The organism is Limnohabitans simekii (SeqCode) (assembly GCF_965234735.1).
GTDB classification, from domain to species: Bacteria; Pseudomonadota; Gammaproteobacteria; order Burkholderiales; family Burkholderiaceae_C; genus Limnohabitans; species Limnohabitans simekii.
Genome location: NZ_OZ248540.1, coordinates 161,454 through 182,973, shown reverse-complemented (window position 1 = coordinate 182,973; position 21,520 = coordinate 161,454). Strand labels below are relative to the sequence as shown.

18 protein-coding genes are annotated in these 21,520 nt (G+C 56.2%); 9 read left to right on the top strand and 9 right to left on the bottom strand.

Annotation, left to right across the window (positions count from 1 at the left end; genetic code table 11):
• The gene (gene acuI / locus AC8GFP_RS00940; RefSeq protein ID WP_506609365.1) at nt 1-975 is read right to left on the bottom strand and encodes an acrylyl-CoA reductase (NADPH); all 975 of its coding nucleotides are present in this window, start codon (nt 973-975) and stop codon (nt 1-3) included.
• An 83-nt stretch (nt 976-1,058) separates the two neighbouring features.
• Here acuI and AC8GFP_RS00935 point away from each other — a divergent pair, with 83 nt between their 5' ends.
• The 5 genes from AC8GFP_RS00935 to AC8GFP_RS00915 all read left to right on the top strand — a co-directional run bounded on the left by AC8GFP_RS00935 (nt 1,059) and on the right by AC8GFP_RS00915 (nt 5,039).
• The gene (locus AC8GFP_RS00935) at nt 1,059-1,607 is read left to right on the top strand and encodes a C40 family peptidase (protein ID WP_506609363.1); all 549 of its coding nucleotides are present in this window, start codon (nt 1,059-1,061) and stop codon (nt 1,605-1,607) included.
• A gap of 62 nt (nt 1,608-1,669) precedes the next feature.
• The gene (locus AC8GFP_RS00930; RefSeq protein ID WP_506609362.1) at nt 1,670-3,202 is read left to right on the top strand and encodes a helicase HerA-like domain-containing protein; all 1,533 of its coding nucleotides are present in this window, start codon (nt 1,670-1,672) and stop codon (nt 3,200-3,202) included.
• Between the two features lie 83 nt (nt 3,203-3,285).
• Nucleotides 3,286-3,852, top strand: coding sequence for a cytochrome b (locus tag AC8GFP_RS00925; protein ID WP_506609360.1), 567 nt, complete (start codon nt 3,286-3,288; stop codon nt 3,850-3,852).
• A 10-nt stretch (nt 3,853-3,862) separates the two neighbouring features.
• A complete protein-coding gene (locus AC8GFP_RS00920; RefSeq protein ID WP_506609358.1) occupies nt 3,863-4,432 on the top strand; it encodes a YceI family protein in 570 nt (189 codons plus the stop codon).
• Nucleotides 4,433-4,466: 34 nt separating this feature from the next.
• Nucleotides 4,467-5,039, top strand: coding sequence for a YceI family protein (locus AC8GFP_RS00915; protein WP_506609356.1), 573 nt, complete (start codon nt 4,467-4,469; stop codon nt 5,037-5,039).
• Here the strand turns inward: AC8GFP_RS00915 and AC8GFP_RS00910 are convergent, their stop codons facing one another.
• Nucleotides 5,040-6,221, bottom strand: coding sequence for a methyltransferase (locus AC8GFP_RS00910; RefSeq protein ID WP_506609354.1), 1,182 nt, complete (start codon nt 6,219-6,221; stop codon nt 5,040-5,042).
• A 90-nt stretch (nt 6,222-6,311) separates the two neighbouring features.
• On the opposite strand from AC8GFP_RS00910, the gene ylqF reads away from it, so the two are divergent.
• A complete protein-coding gene (gene ylqF, locus AC8GFP_RS00905) occupies nt 6,312-7,220 on the top strand; it encodes a ribosome biogenesis GTPase YlqF (RefSeq protein ID WP_506609352.1) in 909 nt (302 codons plus the stop codon).
• 53 nt (nt 7,221-7,273) lie between these two features.
• Here the strand turns inward: ylqF and AC8GFP_RS00900 are convergent, their stop codons facing one another.
• The 3 genes from AC8GFP_RS00900 to AC8GFP_RS00890 form a co-directional block, all read right to left on the bottom strand.
• Nucleotides 7,274-8,743 carry a DUF1501 domain-containing protein gene (locus AC8GFP_RS00900; RefSeq protein WP_506609350.1) on the bottom strand — a complete coding sequence of 490 codons (1,470 nt, stop codon included), beginning with the start codon at nt 8,741-8,743 and terminating at the stop codon, nt 7,274-7,276.
• A gap of 4 nt (nt 8,744-8,747) precedes the next feature.
• The gene (locus AC8GFP_RS00895; protein WP_506609348.1) at nt 8,748-10,481 is read right to left on the bottom strand and encodes a DUF1800 domain-containing protein; all 1,734 of its coding nucleotides are present in this window, start codon (nt 10,479-10,481) and stop codon (nt 8,748-8,750) included.
• A gap of 427 nt (nt 10,482-10,908) precedes the next feature.
• Nucleotides 10,909-11,523: a glutathione S-transferase gene (locus AC8GFP_RS00890; RefSeq protein WP_506609346.1), complete on the bottom strand. Its 615-nt coding sequence runs from the start codon at nt 11,521-11,523 to the stop codon at nt 10,909-10,911.
• A gap of 100 nt (nt 11,524-11,623) precedes the next feature.
• Between AC8GFP_RS00890 and AC8GFP_RS00885 the strand changes: the two genes are divergently transcribed.
• Nucleotides 11,624-11,899: a type II toxin-antitoxin system Phd/YefM family antitoxin gene (locus tag AC8GFP_RS00885; protein WP_506609344.1), complete on the top strand. Its 276-nt coding sequence runs from the start codon at nt 11,624-11,626 to the stop codon at nt 11,897-11,899.
• A gap of 1 nt (nt 11,900) precedes the next feature.
• Nucleotides 11,901-12,167, top strand: a complete 267-nt coding sequence (locus AC8GFP_RS00880; RefSeq protein WP_506609343.1) for a putative toxin-antitoxin system toxin component, PIN family — start codon at nt 11,901-11,903, stop codon at nt 12,165-12,167.
• A gap of 24 nt (nt 12,168-12,191) precedes the next feature.
• On the opposite strand, the gene AC8GFP_RS00875 is transcribed toward AC8GFP_RS00880, so the two are convergent.
• From AC8GFP_RS00875 to aceE, 4 genes are read right to left on the bottom strand one after another with little or no spacing between them, the layout of a single operon-like run.
• Nucleotides 12,192-12,815, bottom strand: coding sequence for a YdeI/OmpD-associated family protein (locus AC8GFP_RS00875; RefSeq protein WP_506609341.1), 624 nt, complete (start codon nt 12,813-12,815; stop codon nt 12,192-12,194).
• Nucleotides 12,812-14,677, bottom strand: coding sequence for a dihydrolipoyl dehydrogenase (gene lpdA / locus AC8GFP_RS00870; protein ID WP_506609339.1), 1,866 nt, complete (start codon nt 14,675-14,677; stop codon nt 12,812-12,814). Before lpdA ends, AC8GFP_RS00875 begins: the two co-directional genes overlap by 4 nt.
• A gap of 50 nt (nt 14,678-14,727) precedes the next feature.
• A complete protein-coding gene (gene aceF / locus AC8GFP_RS00865) occupies nt 14,728-16,125 on the bottom strand; it encodes a dihydrolipoyllysine-residue acetyltransferase (RefSeq protein WP_506609337.1) in 1,398 nt (465 codons plus the stop codon).
• Nucleotides 16,126-16,140: 15 nt separating this feature from the next.
• Nucleotides 16,141-18,852 carry a pyruvate dehydrogenase (acetyl-transferring), homodimeric type gene (gene aceE, locus AC8GFP_RS00860; protein WP_506609335.1) on the bottom strand — a complete coding sequence of 904 codons (2,712 nt, stop codon included), beginning with the start codon at nt 18,850-18,852 and terminating at the stop codon, nt 16,141-16,143.
• A 142-nt stretch (nt 18,853-18,994) separates the two neighbouring features.
• On the opposite strand from aceE, the gene AC8GFP_RS00855 reads away from it, so the two are divergent.
• Nucleotides 18,995-21,496: a PAS domain-containing sensor histidine kinase gene (locus AC8GFP_RS00855; RefSeq protein WP_506609333.1), complete on the top strand. Its 2,502-nt coding sequence runs from the start codon at nt 18,995-18,997 to the stop codon at nt 21,494-21,496.
• Nucleotides 21,497-21,520 lie beyond the last annotated feature (24 nt).

The following is a 21,520-nucleotide window of genomic DNA, read 5'->3' as shown; positions in this document are numbered from 1 at the left end:
TTAAATCCTCACCACCACTCGACCCCGTACCTGTCCGGCCATCAAGGCATGGGCTTTGTCTGCGGCGTGTTCCAAGTCCACTTCTTCGATCATGCTTTCCAGCTTGGCCATGTCCAGGTCTTGTGCCAAGCGCGCCCAAGCCTGCTGGCGCAGGGCCAAGGGGGCCATGACGGAATCGACGCCAATGAGGTGCACGCTGCGCAAAATGAAGGGCATGACGGTGCTCGGCAGATCGAAGCCTTGTGCCAAACCACAAGCGGCTACCGCACCGCCATAACGGGTTTGCGCCAAGGCATTGGCCAAGGTGTGGGAGCCCACGGCGTCCACCACGCCTGCCCAGCGTTCTTTTTGCAAGGGTTTGCCAGCGGCAGACAACTCGGCGCGGTCCATCAAACTGTGGGCACCCAGGCTTTTCAAATAGGCTTCTTCGCTGGTTTTGCCGGTGGCGGCCACCACCTGATAGCCCAGTTTGGCCAGCAAGGCGATGGCCACGCTGCCGACGCCGCCGGAGGCTCCGGTCACCAAAATTTCACCGCTGCCGGGCTTGACGCCTTGCTGTTCTAGCGCCATGACGCACAGCATGGCGGTGTAGCCCGCGGTGCCAATCGCCATGGCTTGGCGTGGTGTGAACGCGCTGGGCAACTTAACCAACCAATCGCCTTTGAGTTTGGCCTGCTCGGCCAGACAACCCCAATGGGTTTCACCCACGCCCCAACCGTTGTGCACAAAGGCGTCGCCCGCTTTCCAGTTGGGGTGGCTGGATGAAATGACCGTGCCTGCGCCGTCAATGCCCGCCACCATGGGCCAGGAGCGCACCACCGGGCTTTTGTTGGTGATGGCCAAACCGTCCTTGTAATTCAGCGTGGAATAAGCCACGTGCACATGCACGTCGCCGTCTGGCAGGCGGCTTTCGTCCACTTGTTGGACAGAGGCATTGAATTGGGGTTCTTTATCGAGTAAGAGTGCGCGGAACATGGCCATCCTTGAGTTTGTGTTTGGAAAAACATGGATTGTGCGTCAGGCCAAGCCACCTTTTGGAGGTGTTTAGAATACACACCATGCACCGTTTCTTATTCATTCTGCTGATGAGCTTGGGCTTGGCCCATGCCAATCCCTCAGCTGCGCCGCCTGACGAGCTCGAAGGCTTGCTGGCAGAGCGCGGTTTGGTGGCGCAATTCACGCAGATGGGTCATTCAATGGGCCACCAAGCCTCCGATCTGGTGGTGAATGCCATGGGTTATTTGGGCGTGCCCTACAAACGCGGTGGCAACAGCAGCGCTGGCTTTGACTGCAGCGGTTTCGTTCGTGCCATCTATGAGAGCACCCTTGGCTTGGTGCTGCCCCACAACGCCAAAGCCCAAGCGGCAGCCACCGAAAAAATCGACCGCTCCGAATTGCAACCCGGCGATCTGGTTTTCTACAACACCTTGCGCAAAGCCTTCAGCCATGTGGGCATCTACATTGGCGAAGGCAAGTTCATCCACTCGCCCCGCAGTGGCGGTCAAGTGCGGATTGAAAACATGAACGATACCTATTGGGTCAAGCGTTTCAATGGCGCCCGCCGCGTCAACCCCGAGACCCATACCACTGAAGCCAATCTGCGCTGAAGCCTTGCTGCAACCGCTGCTGTCGCGGTTGTTTTCCCCCTGATTGCATTGAAAGCGACCTCATGTCAGAGCCGATCCTGATTGCGCGCAGTGGCACCGCCGACTGCTTTTTGTTGCCCGAATTGGCCAATCGCCATGGCCTGATCACCGGTGCCACCGGATCGGGCAAAACCGTCACCTTGCAAACCATGGCCGAGGGCTTGTCCCGCATCGGCGTGCCGGTCTTCATGGCCGATGTCAAAGGCGACCTGACCGGCATGAGCCAAGCGGGCAAGTTGTCCGAGAAGATGGCTGGCATCTTGAAAGACCGCGGTTTGGCCACGCCCGCTTTTGCGGCCAGTCCTGTGACTTTGTGGGACGTGTTCGGTCAACAAGGCCACCCGGTGCGGGCCACGGTCAGTGACATGGGGCCCCTCTTGCTGGCCCGCATGCTGAACCTGAACGAGACCCAAGCCGGTGTGTTGAACCTGGTGTTCAAAGTCGCTGATGACGCGGGATGGCTGTTGCTGGACTTGAAAGACCTGCGAGCCATGTTGCAGCATGTGGGCGAGAACGCCAAAGACTTCACCACTGCGTACGGCAATATCAGTGCCGCCAGCGTGGGCGCGATTCAACGCGGCTTGTTGCAAATTGAAGAGCAAGGTGGCGACCAGTTTTTCGGCGAGCCCATGCTCGACATCCACGACTTCATGCAAACCGATGGCCATGGCCATGGCTTGGTGAACATCTTGGCCGCCGACAAGCTGATGAATTCGCCAAGGCTTTACGCCACGTTTTTGCTGTGGATGCTGTCCGAGTTGTTTGAGCAACTGCCCGAGGTGGGCGACCTCGATCAACCGAAGCTGGTGTTCTTTTTCGATGAAGCGCATTTGCTGTTCAACGAAGCCCCCAAAGTGTTGGTGGAGCGGATTGAGCTGGTGGTGCGCTTGGTGCGATCCAAAGGCGTGGGCGTCTATTTCGTCACGCAAAACCCCTTGGACATACCCGACAGCGTGTTGGCGCAACTGGGCAACCGGGTGCAGCATGTGTTGCGGGCTTTCACGCCGCGCGATCAAAAAGCGGTGGCCGCCACGGCGCAAACCATGCGGCCCAAACAAGGCTTGGATGTGGAAGCGGCCATCACCGATTTGGGCGTGGGCGAGGCCTTGGTGAGTTTGCTGGACAAGAAAGGCCGCCCTTGCGAAACCGAGAGGGTGTTTGTGTTGCCGCAGGGCAGCCAGTTGGGCCCCATCAGCGCCGAGCAACGCCAAGCCTTGTTGGCCAGTTCGCTGGTGGCCGGTGTGTATGAAAAAGCGGTGGACCGCGAATCGGCCTATGAACAAATCAAGGGCCGTGCGCCTGCGATGGACCAAGCCGCGGTGGCCCAAGCCCAACAACAAGTGCAGCAAGCGGGTCCGCCTGCCGAGGGCAGCAGTTGGACATCCGGCGTGTCGGACATTTTGTTTGGCAGCACCGGCCCGCGCGGTGGCCGCCATGATGGTGTCGCCCAGTTGGTGGTGAAAAGCGCGGTGCGCACCGTGGGCTCGGCGATTGGCCGCGAAATCGTGCGGGGGGTGTTGGGCGGCTTGTTGGGTGGTGGTGGTCGGCGTCGATGAGGCCCTTGATCAATCAATCTTTTTGATTGATTTCGTCAAATTAATTTCATAGTTTTGTTCATCAGCCCTCTACACTTGCGGCCATGTATTCTGCTGACACGCCTCAAACAAGCCGTTACACCCTGCCCGCCATCGTCTTGCATTGGCTGCTGGGCGTGGCTTTGCTCGGCATGGTTGGCATGGGCTTGTACATGACGGACTTGCCCATCTCGCCCCTTCGTTTGAAGCTTTACAACTGGCACAAATGGGCGGGCATCACGGTGCTGACCTTGTCGGTGTTGCGCTTGGTCTGGCGTTTGACGCACCGCCCACCCGCCTTGCCCGATGCTTTGGCCCACAACATGCCCGCATGGCAACGCGTGGCGCACCATGCCACGCACCATGCGCTTTACGCTTTGTTTTTCATCGTGCCCTTGGTTGGTTGGGCCTACAGCTCAGCTTCAGGGTTTCCGATCGTGGTGTTTGGTGTGCTGCCCCTGCCCGATTTTGTGCCGGTGGACAAAGATTTGGCCGAACTCATCAAGCCGTGGCATGAAATCAGCGCTTTGGCGATGATGGGCTTGGTGGTGCTGCATGTGGCTGCCGCCATCCAACACCAGTGGCTGCACAAACACCGCCTGATTCAACGCATACTCCCTGGTTCCCACTGAAATGAACACCATGAATTTTTCTCGCTTGAAACACAGTTTGATCGCGTTTGTTTTTGTCGGCTTCAGCCTGCCCGTGCTGGCCCAGCAGCTGGTGCCTGCGCAAAGTGAGATTGTGTTTGTCAGCAAGCAAATGGGCGTGCCGGTGGAAGGTCGCTTTCAAAAGTTCAGCGCGAAGATTGTTTTCAACCCGAGCAAACCAGACCAAGCGAACATCGCGTTCACGGTGGACATGGCCAGCGCCACGCTGGGCGTGAAAGAAACCGATGCCGAGTTGCCCAAAGCCGAATGGTTCAACACCGCCAAGTTCGCCCAAGCCACGTTCCAATCCACGTCGGTGAAGGCCTTGGGTGCTGGCAAGTTTGAAGTGGCTGGCAAGCTCAGCATCAAAGGCGCCACGCAAAATGTGCTGGTCCCCGTCACCCTCACCCAAGCGGGTGCCAACACCACGGCCACCGGCGCTTTTGCAATCAAGCGCTTGGCCTTCAAAATTGGCGACAACGAATGGTCAGACACCTCCATGGTGGCTGACGAGGTGCAAGTGAAATTCAAATTTGCACTCACCGGTGTTGCCAAGCTTTAAGTTTCCCTTTCCCTCAACCAACAGGAGTTTTTCCATGCGTACCACCGTTCTTGCAGCCACCCTGGCTGTGGCCGCTTTCACCGGCACACAAGCCCAAGCAGCCACCTACAACATCGACCCCACCCACACCTTTGTCACCTTCGAAGTGACCCACTTCGGCACCTCCACCAACCGTGGTCGTTTCGACAAAAAAGAAGGCGTGGTGCAATTTGACCGTGCTGCCAAAACAGGCTCGGTCAAGCTGACCATCCAAGCCGACTCCATCAACACAGGCACCGAAGCTTTCAACGCCCACCTGAAAAAGCCCGACTTTTTTGACGCGGCCAAGCACCCCACCATGAGCTTCAGCGCCGACAAATTCACCTTCAATGGCGACAAAGTGTCTGAAGTTGCAGGTTCTTTGACCATGCTGGGCAAAACCTTGCCCGTGGTGTTGAAAGCCACCAATTTCAACTGCTACGACCACCCCATGCTCAAGCGTGAAGTGTGTGGCGGCGACTTCGAAACCACCATCATGCGCAGCGACTGGGGCATGAAATGGGGCATCGACTTTGGCATTCCAGACAAAGTCAAATTGCTGATCCAAGTCGAAGCAGCCAAGCAGTAATCAAGACTTGTGCGTCAAGCGCCAAAGGAACGTGGTTTCTTTTGCGCGTGCCGCATGCAGCGGGTCTGAGCTGTCTTGCACCTTGCCATGATCTGGTTGGGTGTCCAAGCGGCCCAGCACCTGCAAGCCCGCTTCTTCAATCCATTGCAGCAAGTTTTCGCGGCTGCGCAAACCCAACAGCTCGGCCAAGTCCGACAACACCAGCCAACCCTCGCCACCTGGCACCAGGTGCGCCGACAACCCGGCTAAAAACCCTTTCAACATCCCACTGTGCTCGTCGTACACCGCTTGCTCGAGCATGGACGTGGGACGCGCGGGCAACCACGGTGGATTGCAGACCACCAAGGCGGCTTTCTCGCTCGGATAAGCATCGGTTTTCAACAGCGTGACCTGCGAAGCCACGCCCAACCGCGTCAAATTTTCCGTTGCACATATCAAGGCACGATCAGACACATCGGTGGCCAACACACGAGCCACGCCACGCCGCACCAAGAGCGCCGACAACACCCCCGTGCCCACGCCCAACTCGATAGCCAAACCATGGTGCTGCAAAGCCGCTGGCAAGGGCGCTTGTGCCACCAAACTAAGATATTCACCGCGCACCGGCGCGAACACGCCGTAATGCGCATGGATGCGGTTGTTCGCTGGGCCCAAAGCAGGTATGGCCAAACCGTTTTTGCGCCACTCGAAAGCGCCCACCATGCCTTGCAAACTTCGCAAAGACAAGACACGGGCTTGACCATCCGCCGGGCCGATGGCTTGCTCTAGTGCCAAGCGCACATCCGGGGCGCGGCGCAAATGCAAAACGTATTGCCCATCCAAGCGCAACAGCAACTGGTTCAGCACCCTGCTGCGCTGGGCTTGCGCTTGTCGGTGCGCGTGAAAAGCCTCCGCCGTTAAATTGTTCAAGGCAGGGCTTGCCGCCTGTTGAGGCTTGCGCGGGGACTTGTCGGCACGTCGCACCAAGGCTTGCAACAGCTGCTTGGCATTTTGAAAATCGCCTTGCCACAACAAGCCCGTGCCCTCGCAGGCCAAGCGGTAGGCCGCATCCGCATTCAGGGTGTCATCGGCCAACACGATGCGCTTGGGCGGCTTCAAGCCGTTGTCGGCGTGCCATCGCGCTTGTTGGTTTTGGCCATCGACGGTCCAATGGACCTCGGCAAGGGGGTCGTTGTTCAACATGAAACTTGTGCGCCATTCATGCGGCTATTGTTCACCACGGCCTGATCTCCCTGACAATGCAAGCTTTCAGCTCAAGGATGTTGGCGCGTTATGGCGATTCAATGGTTTCCCGGTCACATGCACCTCACGCGCAAGGCGATCGGGGAGCGCATCAAAGAGATCGATGTGGTCATCGAGATGCTGGATGCACGTCTGCCCGGCTCGAGTGCCAACCCCATGCTGGCCGAACTCATCAAGGGCAAACCGGCTTTGAAAGTGCTGAGCAAACAAGACTTGGCCGACCCAGAACGCACGGCCTTGTGGTTGGCGCATTACAACGCCTTGCCCGGCGTGAAGGCGATTGGATTGGACACCAGCATGCGTTCACCCGCCAAAGCCTTGATGGACGCTTGCCACGCCCTGGCCCCTTTGCGTGGCAGCATGGTCAAGCCAATGCGGGTGCTCATCTGTGGCATTCCCAACGTGGGCAAGTCCACCCTGATCAACACCTTGAAGGGCCAACGCGCCACCAAAACCGGTGACGAAGCAGGCATCACCAAAACCGAACAACGCATCACGCTGGCCGATGGTTTTTATTTGTTCGACACACCCGGCGTGCTGTGGCCGCGCATCATCGTCGAGCAAAGCGGTTTCAATCTGGCCGCCAGTGGTGCGATTGGTGTGAATGCGTTTGATGAAGAGGTGGTGGCGCTGGAATTGCTGAACTACCTGATTCCCAACTATCCGCAGGTGCTGCTTGAGCGCTACAAGCTGGAGGTGCAGGGTCTGAGCGATGAACAAGCCTTGAACGCGATTGGCCAACACCGAGGCGCGGTGCAAAGTGGCGGCCGCATCAACACCACCAAGGCCGCCAACATCGTGATCCAAGACTTTCGCGCCAACGCCCTGGGCCCCATCACATTGGAAACACCCGAAGAATTTGCGCAGTGGCTGAAACAAGGCAAGCAAGCCGACGCCGAGCGTGCCTTGCGCAAGAAAGCCAGCAAAGCCTCGGACTGACCATGGCCAGCTTGCGAACCAACACGGCTTGATTTTTTCAAGCCTCAAGCTGATCAGGGTTTGAAGAGTCCACTCAAGCTTGTGTCAAAGTTTTTGGCATTTGGAAAAACGGTAGCCATGTCGTCGCCCTCTGCAACCCCAAACCACCGCGCCACAGGGACAAACAGTTGTTCCAGAGATGTGGTGGGAATCAAGATCCCGTGTCCAATCGACTGGCTGTGGTCGGCAGCCACGAGGGGCGCAGTGCCGTAAAACTGGCCGCCTTTGACCGCCCCACCCAAGACAAAATGGTGGCTGCCCCATCCGTGGTCCGAGCCGTCGCCATTGGAGGTCAGGGTGCGGCCAAAGTCCGAGGCGGTGAAGGTGGTCACGCTATTCATCGGAATCTTTTTTGCACCCTCTAGCCTGACCATGGCCGCATCAAATTCTGCACACGCATCACTCACCATTTTCAATAATTTGGGGTGTTGACTGACGAGGTTGTCGTGCAAGTCAAAGCCACCCACGCCCACCATGAAGACTTGCCGCTTCAAGTCCATTGCGATGCCTTTTTGAATCATGCGGGCGACCATTTCCAATTGTTCGGCCAAAGGGGTGGACTCTGTTCCATGTGCCGAAGGCATGTAAGCCAAATCGGCATTGGTGAGCTCAGCTGTACCCAAGTGACCGACCACCGTGTTGTAGGTGCTCAAACTGCGGCTCATCACTTTCGCATATTGCGCCGTCATCATGTGGTTGTCAGGGCTGTTGGACAGGGTCTTGATCATGTCCAACGCAGCGACATCATTACCGTAAGTTTTCAACGAATGATTGAGCGGGTTGATGGTCGCCACGCCAGCTGTACTCATCTTGGTGGAAAGGGTTTGATGGCCCGACAAGAACAAGGCGTCACCGGTCACAGACACACAGGTCAAGTTGGCGTGTTTATTACTGGATAAAAACAAGTCCGCCATGCGGCCGCCCCAGCCCGTGGGTGCCTCTTCTCCTTTGAGGGAGGTTTGCCAATAGGCTTGCTGGTTGTTGTGCGACAGCAAATTTGGCGGGAGTGGCCAATGGGTTTTGGATCTGTTTTGGAAATCTGAAAAAGTTGTCGGCTGAATCAAAGGTCCCACATTCATCACAATGCCAGCGCGTCCTTTGTTGAATAAACCTTGCATGCTGTCCATGGCGGGGTGCAGCGCATAGTCTGGAGAACTAGACCTGACAGTTGTAGTCAGCGTCCGTAGTTTTTCTCGAAGCAAAGCGATGCCTTGGTAGTCCCCACTGATATTTCCGTGTCCTCGAATGCTGCTGTACGTGTCGTACAAATCCTGACGGTAAGGCACCACCGTCCCGTAGTGGTCATTGCCACCGTACATGAACACACAGACCAAGGCCTTGTAACCGGATACTGATGTTGTTTGCGCTGCTGCGTTGTTCATCAAACTCAAACTGGCAGCCAAGGGTGTGGCCGCTTGCATGACCGACAGGGCACCTGCTTTCTTCATGAATTCGCGCCGTGTGGCTTTGGAAAGCTCTTTCATGGTTTTACCTTTGAATCAAGTAGTCGGGAATGCACATGATCAACAACACCGCGGTGTAAACCCGTTTTTTCAAACCAACTTCATCATTGGGAATGGAGGCCAGCATTTGCGCCATGGTGTTGATTTGCGCAGCACTGAACGCATGGGGCGCCAAATAAAGCGTCAGGGTGTTGAGCAGTTCGGTGGGGTTGATGGCCATGGCCTGGTAGCGGCTGTAATCGGCTTTCAAGTAACCCGCTGGTTTCGCGCCCCAACTCTCCCCGTTGTTGACAGTTTTGTGCATGAAATTCACATAGCCGACGATGGCCGGTTCGGTGAGGATTTGAAACTCTGGAGCCAACATGCTTTGATTGGCGATGTCGCTGTTGGGCGGCGTGTAGCCAGGCCGAAAAAAATTGAACACACTCGGCGCGTACATGGGCGCTTGCCCCAATTCCGATTCGGTGTGGATGATTTTGCTGGAAATCACCCATTCTTTGTTGTAAACATCTTCATTGGGTGGCGCGATGGTCTGGTCTTTCACAGACACCGCAGAAAACGTTCTGGCCCATTGAATGAAGCGCACCATGGGCTCACGCAATTTGCCAAAGCTGCTGTGGGTGCCGCCCGCATCCAACTGCCGGGCTTCAGGGTCGAGCAAGATGGCTTTGAATACCGCCTTCAAATCGCCCCGCACACCTCGGCCATTATTCGCAAACTTCGTGGCCACTCTTGCGACATAAGCCGGCGAAGGGTTGCTGGTGACCAAGCGCTGGATCATTTGCTTGGCGAAAAAAGGCCCAGTGTTGGCATGGTTGAACAATTTTTCCAATGCTATGTTCAAACTGGCATCGCCTTTTGTTTTTGGGGGGATGGTGATACCTAAAAATGTCTTTTCTTCAGGGCTGTGCAAGTCGTCATTCAAGATCATGGGCCGCGACAACCAACGGCAGTTTTGCCAGAAATCAGCATCCTTCGAGGTTTTCTCTCGCATATCGAAGTTCCAACCCGTGAATACTTTGGATAAACCTTCAATGTGCTCGTTGGTGTAGGTTTCAGTCGGGTTCCCATGGGCGTCTTTTTTTTCTGTGCCATCGGGATTCAACTCATGCAAACCAATGGTGAAGAGTTGCATCACCTCGCGGGCATAGTTTTGATCCGGCACCCGTCCGGGTGTGGCCTTGGTGTTGCCCTTGGTGTTGAGGTAAATGCCCATCATCGGGCTCAAGGTCACGGCTTCCAGCAAATCTCGGAAATTGCCAAATGCATGTTCTTCCAAGATATCCCAGTAATAGCCGACGGCAAACTGTTTGTAGCCCATGCCCGTGATCAGCTTGTCGGCAGAGCACACAAAAAATTCACTCAGGGCCAAGGCCACGCGCTGACGCACTAAATCGGGGTTGCTCATCAAGCGCCGCCACAACCCGGGCATCATGCCTGCGTCACCAGCGTTTGCATTCGTCAGAGTGCCATCTGGTTTTTTAATTGGCTGAATGCCATATCCTCTGTTCACCAACCATTGCACAAAAGTCTGCTCGATGGGCATGGCCATTTGCTGGTCCAGCCAAGCCTCTTGGCCGGAGCCGATGACGCGATCGATTTCGGTGGGGTTGCCGCCCCATGCGGCCTGACCCAGAAAGCGGGAGGCCCCCGCTTCGGTGATACCGATTGGGTTGCCGGTATTGGGGCCTGGGCCAGGCGGGGCATTGAGATCGGCACCCCCGCCACAGGCGGCTAAACTTGCACTGGCGGTCGCCATGAGCCATGGCGCAGTTGGAAGCTCTTTGGATTCTGTTTTTGACATTTTTGACACTTGATCCCCAAGCTTTGCGCATGAGTACAGATGAATTACTGTGATGTATGAAGCGCTTAATTTAACTTCATTAAGTACTAATCAATAAAATAATTTGACTAAATAGAATTAAATAGTAGCAATTTGTTGTTTTTTTATCTGCTGATCAAGCCCGCCATTTGCCGCACAGCCATGCGTTGGCCGAGATTCAGGTGCTGCGGGCGGATGATTTTTTGAATGGGTTGGTGGCTTGAAATGCAGCAACTGCTGGCCTGGGTTTGACCATGCTTTTCTGTAAGTACTTGATTTATATAGGTTTTTTGAAAAGCATGTTCAATAGCACAAGGATGGCCAGCGCAGCTTGCGCTGTCAGCAATTCATTTCAATAACTGTTTCAGGAAAAGGTCTTCTTCATCGCCAACGCAAACAAAGGATGCTCCAACCAACCGGCCAACCAGGCTTGCAGATGCGGCAACGGCAAGGCCTCGAACCAGGCGGGGTCCACCGCCGCGCACTGCCGCACAAACGGAAAAATGCCGATGTCGGCAGCGCAAGGCGTGGTGCCGCCCAACAAGCTGGTGCTTTGCAGCGCTTGGTTCAAGGGCTCCAGCAGCAAGGCCAGCGCCTGTGATTGATGGTGCGCCCGGTCTTGGGCGTCGGCGTAACGCTGCGGGTATTTGTAGCGGTCCAGGTGGTGTTTGAAGCGGCCATCGCAGACCGCCATCAGGGCTTGGTTGTCAGGGGTTTGCGCCCTCGCCCACCAGGTTTGCGCGTCGGCCGATTGCGCAAACGCCCACTGCATGATGTCCAGGCTTTGGTCCAACACCTGCCCGCTGGGCAACACCAACACCGGTACCGTGCCTTTGGGCGACAAGGCCAGCATGGCGGCGGGTTTGTCGCGCAAAGACACTTCCAGCGCTTGGTACAACACGCCCGCTTGCAGCAAGGCCATGCGGGCCCGCATGGCATAGGGGCAGCGGCGGTAGGTGTAGAGAAGAGGGATGGTCATGTGTTGGGTGGGCGTTGCACTTTCATTGTCACAGCAGCTGTTGCAGGGTACAGCCATCTTGGCTAAACTGTACAAAATAGTCAATTCAGGGAGTTTAACCATGATAACCGTCACGTCCGTTGAAGCGCAAAACCGCTTTGGCCAATTGCTCGATACCGTGCAGCGCGAACCTGTGACCATCACACGGCATGGCCGCACTGCGGCGTTCATCGTCTCGCCCCAAGACATGATGGAGTTGCAACAGTTGCGCAGAAAGCGAACCAGCGCAGCCGATGCATTTGATGCCTACTTTGCCAAAGCGGACAACACGCTCACGCCTGCAGCGGGCAAGCTGACCGACGTGCAGACCAGCAAGCTCGTAAAAACCTCGAGGTGAGTTGAATGGGCCGCGTGGTGATCGACACCAGCACCTTGGTCGGCGCCATGCTTCGCCCTGCATTGAAATAGATACTGCCAGTGAAGCAGCCTCGCTTGGTGCTTGCCGAGATCCCAAGGACGATAAATTTCTGGCTTTGGCCGTGGCTTGCGAAGCCATGACCCTTATTTCAAGTGATGCAGACTTGTTAAGCCTTCAGCGTTGGCGCAATATCGCCATCCTTACACCAGCAGAATTTTTAACCTCAGCGAAGCAATCGTCATCCTGATATTGAAAGAGACAGATGGCATCTTCACAAGCGCTCCAACGCGCCCTTGCCCGCCAAGATGCGCTCTCGACAAGCCAAGATTCGCGCAAGCCGGGTTTCTGTTTTCTTTGCAGCGTTCAGATAAATCACGTAGCTTCTTTGCCGCCCGGGGGTGAGCTTGAAAAAAGCGGTTGAGAGTTCGGCGTCTGCGGCCAGGGCTTGCTTCAACTCTTCGGGCAATTGCAAATCGACTTGCACTTTGACGGCTTTGATGCCCTTCTCTGCCAGCGCCATGGCTTCTTGCAAATAAGCCCGCAAGGACGCTGCTACAGCCTTGACCTGGGATGCATCGGTGAAGCTCAGCGTGTCAGGGTGTGCGCTGTTCGCCCCTTTGCTTTGCAGCAATTGATGCTGATCTTTCAACAAGGATGCGTTGAAAAACGTGAGCCGAAAGTCGCCGCTCAATGCGCCCAAGATGGCGATGTTGCGGCCTTGGTGGGTGTAACAGGGATGGCCCCATTTCGCGGTTTCAACCAAGCCCACACCCAGGCACACTTGTCGCAGCGCTTGCAAGCCTGCGGCCCATGTTTGGGACGAGCAGGCAGGCGTGGCGAATCGGCTGCACCGTTCACAGCCTTGTGCGAAGTAATCCTCTGGCTGGGTGATCACCGTCTTGCAGGGGGCAGGTCCGTGCAACTGCCATGCGCCACTTCGGCGGCCATGCCAATGCTTTCACCCAGCGTGGGGTGCGGGTGGATGGTTTTGCCGATGTCGATGGCGTCTGCGCCCATCTCGATGGCCAAGGCCACTTCACCAATCATGTCGCCTGCATGGGTGCCGACCATGCCGCCGCCCAAGATCTTGCCGTTGCCGTGCGCTTCCGGAGAATCATCAAACAGCAACTTGGTCACGCCTTCGTCGCGCCCATTGGCAATCGCGCGGCCTGAAGCGGCCCAAGGGAACAAGCCTTTTTTCACCTTGATGCCTTGCGCTTTGGCTTGGTCTTCAGTGAGGCCGACCCACGCCACTTCGGGGTCGGTGTAGGCCACGCTGGGAATCACTCGCGCATTGAAAGCGGCAGAGGCCAATTCGTGGTTGCTTTGCAATTCACCGGCAATCACTTCGGCCGCCACATGGCCTTCATGCACCGCCTTGTGCGCGAGCATGGGCTGGCCCACGATGTCGCCAATGGCGAAGATGTGCGGCACGTTGGTGCGCATTTGAATGTCCACGTTGATGAAGCCGCGCTCGCTCACGTCCACACCGGCTTTGTCGGCGGCGATCTTTTTGCCATTCGGTGTGCGGCCCACCGCTTGCAACACCAGGTCGTACACCTGTGGCGCGGGTGCGCCCTCGCCTTCAAACGTCACTTCAATGCCCTTGGCCATGGCGCGAGCCGACACGGTTTTGGTTTTCAGCATGATGTTGTCAAAGCGCGGTGCGTTCATTTTTTGCCAGATCTTCACCAGATCGCGGTCAGCGCCTTGCATGAGGCCATCCATCATCTCCACCACATCCAGACGGGCGCCCAGCGTGCTGTAGACCGTGCCCATTTCCAAGCCGATGATGCCGCCGCCCAAGATGAGCATGCGCTTGGGCACCTTGGCGAGTTGCAGCGCACCGGTGCTGTCGACCACGCGCGGATCGTCGGGCATGAAGGGCAAGTGCACGGCTTGCGAGCCCGCCGCGATGATGCAGTTTTTAAAGCCCACCACTTTGCTGTTGCCGGTTTTGTCTTGCGCCGTTCCGGTGGTTTCTTCCACCGCCACATGGTGGCTGCCCACAAACGCGCCATAGCCGCGCAACACTGTGACCTTGCGCATCTTGGCCATGGCAGCCAAACCGCCCGTGAGCTTGCCAATGACTTTTTCTTTGTGGCCGCGCAGCATGTCGATGTTGACCTTGGGCTTGCCAAAGTCCACACCCAAGCTGCTGAGGTGGCTCACCTCGTCCATGACGGCAGCCACATGCAGCAAGGCTTTGGACGGGATGCAACCGACGTTCAAACAGACGCCACCCAACTGGGCATAGCGTTCGACGATGACGACGTTCAGACCTAAATCGGCGGCGCGGAATGCCGCGCTGTAACCACCAGGGCCACCACCCAAGACCAACACATCACACTGCACATCCACTGCACCGGTGTAGCTGCTGGCAGAACTGTTGGCCACACGCACGGCGGCAGTGGCGGTTGAGCTGGGTGCTGGTGCTGCTGGTGCTGCTGTTGCTGTTGCAGCAGATGAAGAAGGCGCTGAGGCAGGCGCAGAAGGCGCTGGGGCAACAACAGCGGCAGCAGCCGCTTCCACCGACAGAATGACCGAGCCTTGCTTAACTTTGTCACCCAGCTTCACTTTCAAGGCGTTGACGACACCAGCATGTGAAGAAGGAATTTCCATCGAGGCTTTGTCACTTTCCACCGTGATCAGGCTTTGGTCCACCGCCACGGTGTCGCCCACCTTCACCAGCAATTCGATGACAGCCACTTCGTCGAAGTCGCCAATGTCGGGGATTTGAATGTCTATCTGAGCCATCTTGTTTCTCAATCAGTGTGGGGCCCCAAGTGAAAGCAGGGCCCCAAGGTTTAGAGCATGACGCGGCGGAAGTCGGCCAACACCTGGCCCAAATACGCGTTGAACCGCGCAGCAGCAGCGCCGTCAATCACGCGGTGGTCCCAGGTGAGTGACAAGGGCAGCATGAGGCGAGGCGCGAATTCTTGGCCGTTCCAAACCGGCTCCATGTTGCTGCGGCAGACACCCAGGATGGCCACTTCAGGGGCGTTGATGATGGGCGTGAAATAACGCCCACCGATGCCGCCCAGGCTGGAAATGGTGAAGGTGGCACCCGACATTTCAGCGGGGCTGAGCTTGCCTTCGCGGGCTTTCTTCGCCAGTTCGCCCATCTCGGCGCTGATTTGCAAAATGCCTTTTTTGTCGGCATCTTTCAACACCGGCACCATCAGGCCGTTGGGCGTGTCGGCGGCAAAACCGATGTGCCAATATTGTTTGTAAACCAGTGCGTCGCCATCGAGGGAGCTGTTGAATTGCGGGAACTTTTGCAAGGCCGCCACACAGGCTTTGATGAGAAAGGCCAGCATGGTCACTTTCACGCCGCTCTTCTCGTTTTCTTTGTTGGTGAGCACCCGGAAGGCTTCGAGCTCGGTGATGTCGGCATCGTCATGGTTGGTCACGGCTGGAATCATCACCGCGTTGCGCAACAAATTGGCACCGCTGATTTTTTGAATCCGGCCCAGTTCTTTGCGTTCGATCGGGCCGAACTTGGCGAAGTCCACCTTGGGCCAGGGAATCAAACCCAAGCCTGCGCCATCGCCTGCCGGGGCTTTGCTGCTTTGCGCTTGGGTGCGGGTCTCGCCCGCCATGACTGCGCGGCTGAACGTTTGGATGTCTTCCAAACCGATGCGGCCTTTGGGGCCAGAGCCTTTGACTTCGTTCAAGGGCACGCCGAGTTCGCGGGCAAATTTGCGCACCGAGGGTGAGGCATGCGGTAAGGCACCGCTGGGCGCCAACGTGGGTTGATGCGCGGGTGCTGCCACTGGGGCCACGGCCACTGAAACCGCTGCAACTGCAGCTGAAACAGGGGTGCTGACAACGGGCACGGCAGTGACCGGAGCCACGGGTGCGGGTGCTGCGACGACGCTTGACGCTGCAGACGCAGATGCAGCAGACGCGGGTGCGGCAACCGCGCTTAGTGCAGCAGCTGCAACAGGAGCCGCACCAGCCACCTCGGTTGCCTCCAACTTGACGATCAAAGAACCTTGCTTGACCTTGTCACCCAGCTTGACCATCAACTCGGTCACCACACCAGCGTGCGAGGACGGGATTTCCATCGAGGCTTTGTCGGATTCAACGGTGATCAGGGACTGCTCGGCACGCACCTTGTCACCGACTTTCACCAACAGTTCAATCACCGCTACTTCGTCAAAGTCGCCGATGTCGGGGACGTTCACTTCCATCATGGCCATAGGTTTCTCCCTGGATCAGGCGTACAGCGGATTGATTTTGTCCGCTTGCAGTTTGTATTTTTGAATCGCTTGCGCCACGGTGGCCGCAGGCACGGTGCCGTCTTCGCTCAAGGCTTTGAGCGCTGCCACCACGATGTAGTGGCGGTTCACCTCGAAGTGCTCGCGCAGTTTGCTGCGGAAATCGGAGCGACCAAAACCATCGGTGCCCAGCACCTTGAAGCGGCGACCGGCTGGCAAATGGCCACGGATTTGTTCGGCATAGGCTTTCATGTAGTCGGTGGACGCGACCACCGGACCTTCGTGCGCAGACAGTTGCTGCGCCACGAACGACAAGCGCGCTGTCTCGGTGGGGTGCATCAGGTTCCAACGCTCGGCCTCGGCACCGTCACGCGCCAACTCGTTGAAGCTGGGGCAGCTCCACACATTGGCAGCCACGCCCCAATCAGACGCCAGCAGTTCGCGGGCGGCCATGGACTCGCGCAAGATGGTGCCCGAGCCCAGCAAGTTCACACGCGGCAATTTCTTCGCACCTTCTGCGGCTTGCAACAAATACATGCCCTTGATGATGTGTTCTTCCGTGCCGGGTGTGAGGCCGGGCATGGCGTAGTTTTCATTCAGCAAGGTGATGTAATAAAACACGTTTTCTTGCTTTCCCACCATGCGCTTCAAGCCGTGGTGCATGATGACCGCCACCTCGTGGGCAAAGGTCGGGTCGTAGCTGACGCAATTGGGAATCGTGCCCGCCAGAATATGACTGTGGCCGTCTTCATGCTGCAAACCTTCGCCGTTCAAGGTGGTGCGCCCGGACGTGCCCCCCAACAAGAACCCACGCGCTTGCATATCCCCTGCGGCCCAGGCCAGGTCGCCAATGCGTTGGAAACCAAACATCGAGTAGTACACGTAGAACGGCACCATGATGCGGTTGTTGGTCGAGTAGGACGTGGCTGCGGCAATCCAACTGCTCATGCCCCCGGCTTCGTTGATGCCCTCTTGCAAAATTTGACCGGCCTTGTCTTCCTTGTAGTACATCACCTGGTCTTTATCGACAGGCGTGTAAAGCTGGCCATCGGGGTTGTAAATACCCACCTGACGGAACAAACCTTCCATGCCAAAAGTGCGGGCTTCGTCCACCAAGATCGGCACCACACGTGGGCCCAAAGCTTGGTCGCGCAGCAACTGCGTGAGAAAGCGCACATAGGCTTGGGTGGTGGAAATTTCACGCCCCTCGGCCGTGGCTTCAGTGACTGCTTTGAACACCTCCAGGGCGGGCACGGTGAACTGCTCATCGGCTTTGGTGCGGCGGTGCGGCAAATACCCGCCCAAGGCCTTGCGGCGCTCGTGCAAATACTGCATCTCGGGCGTGTCATCCGCTGGTTTGTAAAACGGCAACTTGGACAACTCGCTGTCGGGAATCGGAATGTTGAAACGATCGCGAAAGGTTTTGATGTCTTCGTCGGTCAGCTTCTTGGTTTGGTGCACCGTGTTTTTGCCTTCACCGGCGCTGCCCATGCCAAAACCTTTGACGGTCTTGATCAACAACACGGACGGTTGGCCTTTGTGTTTCACCGCAGCGGCATAAGCGGCATACACCTTTTGCGGATCGTGGCCGCCACGACGCAAATTCCAAATATCGTCATCGCTTAACTTGGCCACCATCTCCAAGGTTTGCGGGTCACGACCAAAGAAATGTTTGCGCACATAAGCGCCATCGTTGGCCTTGAAGGCTTGGTAATCGCCGTCCAAGGTGTCCATCATGATGCGGCGCAAAGCACCGTCTTTGTCACGCGCAATCAGCGGGTCCCAGTTGCTGCCCCAAATCAGCTTGATGACGTTCCAACCCGCGCCTCGGAATTCACCTTCCAACTCTTGGATGATCTTGCCGTTGCCACGCACTGGGCCATCCAAACGCTGCAAGTTGCAGTTGATGACGAACACCAGGTTGTCGAGTTTTTCACGCGCGGCCAAACCAATCGCGCCCAAAGATTCCACCTCGTCCATTTCACCGTCACCACAAAACACCCAGACCTTGCGGTTCTCGGTGTTGGCGATGCCACGGGCATGCAGGTATTTCAAAAAACGCGCTTGGTAAATGGCCATCAAGGGGCCCAAGCCCATGGACACCGTGGGGAACTGCCAAAACTCGGGCATGAGTTTGGGGTGCGGATAGCTGGACAAACCTTTGCCGTCCACCTCTTGGCGGAAATTCAACAACTGTTCTTCGGTCAAGCGGCCTTCCAAATACGCACGGGCATAAACGCCCGGCGACACATGACCTTGGATGTAGAGCAAATCGCCGCCGTGGTGTTCGTTCTCCGCATGCCAAAAATGATTGAAGCCCGCACCGAACATGTGGGCCAAAGAAGCGAAGGAGCCAATGTGCCCCCCCAGGTCGCCGCCATCAGCGGGGTTGTGTCGGTTGGCTTTCACCACCATGGCCATCGCGTTCCAGCGCATGTAGGCACGCAAACGTTCTTCGATTTCAATATTGCCCGGGCAGCGTTCTTCTTGGTCGGGTTCGATGGTGTTGACATAACCCGTGTTGGCCGAGAACGGCATATCGATGCTGTTTTCGCGGGCATGTTCTAAAAGTTGTTCCAAGAGAAAGTGGGCACGTTCTGGCCCTTCGGACGCGATGACCGCGGACAAAGCGTCCATCCATTCGCGGGTTTCTTGGCTGTCGGAATCGTTGCGGGCAAAGGTTTGTAAATGCTCTGGTGCGACGGACATGCTTGTCTCCTTGTGGAAGCGTTTCATTGTGTTCGATGTTGTGGGCGGATTTTTACATAATTTCAAATGACGCTAGTCAATTTCATAATGCAAAATTTTCTTCCTGGTGGTGATCAAAAGGGCTGCCCTAAACTCGACGCCTATGCAAAACAACTTGCTCATGACCTTGAGCGCCCGATGGCGCAGCTGGTGGAAGCGTTTAAGTCCCAGCCGCCAAGATCGCTTTGCCTTGTTGGCCCCGATTGCAGCGGTTGCCATTTTTTTGATGACGATCATCAGCAGCGTGGGCTATTTGCGTATCGAGGAAATGGAACGTGAGCAAGAAAGTGTGCAACGTGATTTGGAGTTCGCCAACCAGAAAATGCGACTCCACTTGCTGGAACAACAAGAACAAATGTTGCGATTGGCGCGGGACGTCGGCAATGACAAGCTGACAACGATTGACTTTGCCAACACCGCCTTGGATTTGGTCAATCAATACCCTGAAGTTGCCAGCATCAGCTGGATTGACAACAACCGGCATGTGCGCTCGAACTACGCTTCGGGCACGGTGGAATTGCTGCCATTTCACCGACAAGGCGCTTGGATAGACCATGCTCAAACTGAAGACACTTTTTTGCTCGCCAAAGAATTACGTAGATCCATCTATTCCACACCCATTCTGTTTAAAAAAGGCGATATCGGCAATCAAATTGAAGCGCATCTCCAGTTGCACATACCCATCTTGAGCAACAACGACTTCAAAGGGGTGGTGATGATCGAATACACCCTCGAGGGCTTGTTGCGCTTTACCGTGCCTGCAGAGGTTGTGGCACGCCATGCTGTTTCATTGGTTGACGCCGACAACAATTTGCTGGCGGGTCAAAGCATCAAGCCGCGCACCGGATTATTTGAGTATTCGCCGTGGGAATCCAAAGCTTATGAATACACCGTGCCCGTTTCGACCGTGGGCAACAGCTTGCAACTGCGCGCACAGGTCTACCGAACCTCACAAGTATTGATTGGCAGTGGCTTGTTTTGGTTGGTCTTGTTGCTCAGTGGCATGACCACTTGGATGCTGATCGGTACTTGGCAACACACGCGGCGGCGCTTGCAAGCTCAACAAGCCTTGGTGGCCGAAACCAATTTTCGACGCGCCATGGAAAACTCTATCCTCACCGGCATGCGGGCGATGGACATGAATGGCCGCATCACTTATGTGAATGCTGCTTTTTGTCAAATGACAGGCTGGACCGAAAAGGAACTGGTGGGTTTGAGTTCGCCGTTTCCCTACTGGCCCGATGAGGACCGCAATTTGCTCAACACCAAATTGACGGATCAACTCAATGGCCGCACCACCATGAGTGGTTTTCAAATTCGGGTCAAACGCAAAAACGGAACCATGTTTGATGCACGTTTGTATGTCTCCCCGTTGATTGATGCACACGGCGCTCAAACGGGCTGGATGACTTCCATGACGGACATCACCGAGCCCAACCGGATCCGTGAACAACTGTCAGCCTCGTACGAGCGTTTCACGACTGTGCTTGAAGCCTTGGATGCTTCGGTTTCAGTGACGCCTCTTGGGAGCACTGAATTGTTGTTTGCGAACAAGCTCTACCGCCAGTGGTTTGGCAATCAAAGCGATGGCCATCTGGAACTGGTGACACAAGCTGGCATGTTGAGGACGGATGCGGTTTCTGGTGATGAATCGGTTGACGATATGGTGGGTATGCCCGGTGAAAGCTTGACCCAAGCGGGTTCAGAGAACTCTGAAATCTACCTTTCAGGCTTGAACAAATGGCTAGAAGTTCGCTCGCGATATTTGAATTGGGTGGATGGACGCTTGGCGCAAATGGTGATTTCCACCGACATCACGGCGCGACGCCATGCAGAAGAGCAAGCCGACTTGCAAGCCGAACGAGCGCAGTCCGCCAGCCGCTTGATCACCATGGGTGAAATGGCTTCCAGTGTGGCTCACGAGTTGAACCAACCGTTGACCGCCATTTCCAACTACTGCACCGGCATGGTGTCGCGCATCAAAGGCAAGCAAATCAGTGAAGAGGAGTTGCTCACCGCTCTGGAAAAAACGTCCAGGCAAGCACAACGTGCGGGCCAAATCATTCAGCGAATTCGAAGTTTTGTGAAACGAAGCGAAACCAACAAGCTCATGTCCCACATCGCACCCATCGTGACCGAGGCGGTGGAATTGGCTGACATTGAATTGCGTCGCCGTCGGGTGCAGTTGAGTTTGTACATGTCCGATCGGCTCTCCAGCATCTTGGTCGATCCCATCTTGATTGAGCAAGTGCTGATTAATTTACTGAAGAATGCCGCAGAAGCCATCGAACACGCCAACCGACCTTTGGACCAGCGCAAAGTAGAGTTGCAAATCGTGCCCAAAATCATCGAAGCCCAACCGGTGGTGGAATTTTCTGTCACCGACAGCGGTGTGGGGATGTCGCAAGAAGTGATGTCTCGTGTGTTTGAAGCTTTTTACACCACCAAAAAAGAAGGCATGGGCATTGGCTTGAATCTGTGTCGAACCATCATCGAATCCCACCAGGGACGAATGCAAGCTGAGAACATCTACAATGGAAAAGTGATCATGGGATGTCGGTTTTCATTCTGGCTTCCGGCCTCGCCCGCCCTGGTTTCTGTTTGAATTTGTGCAGATTGTTTGCACGCT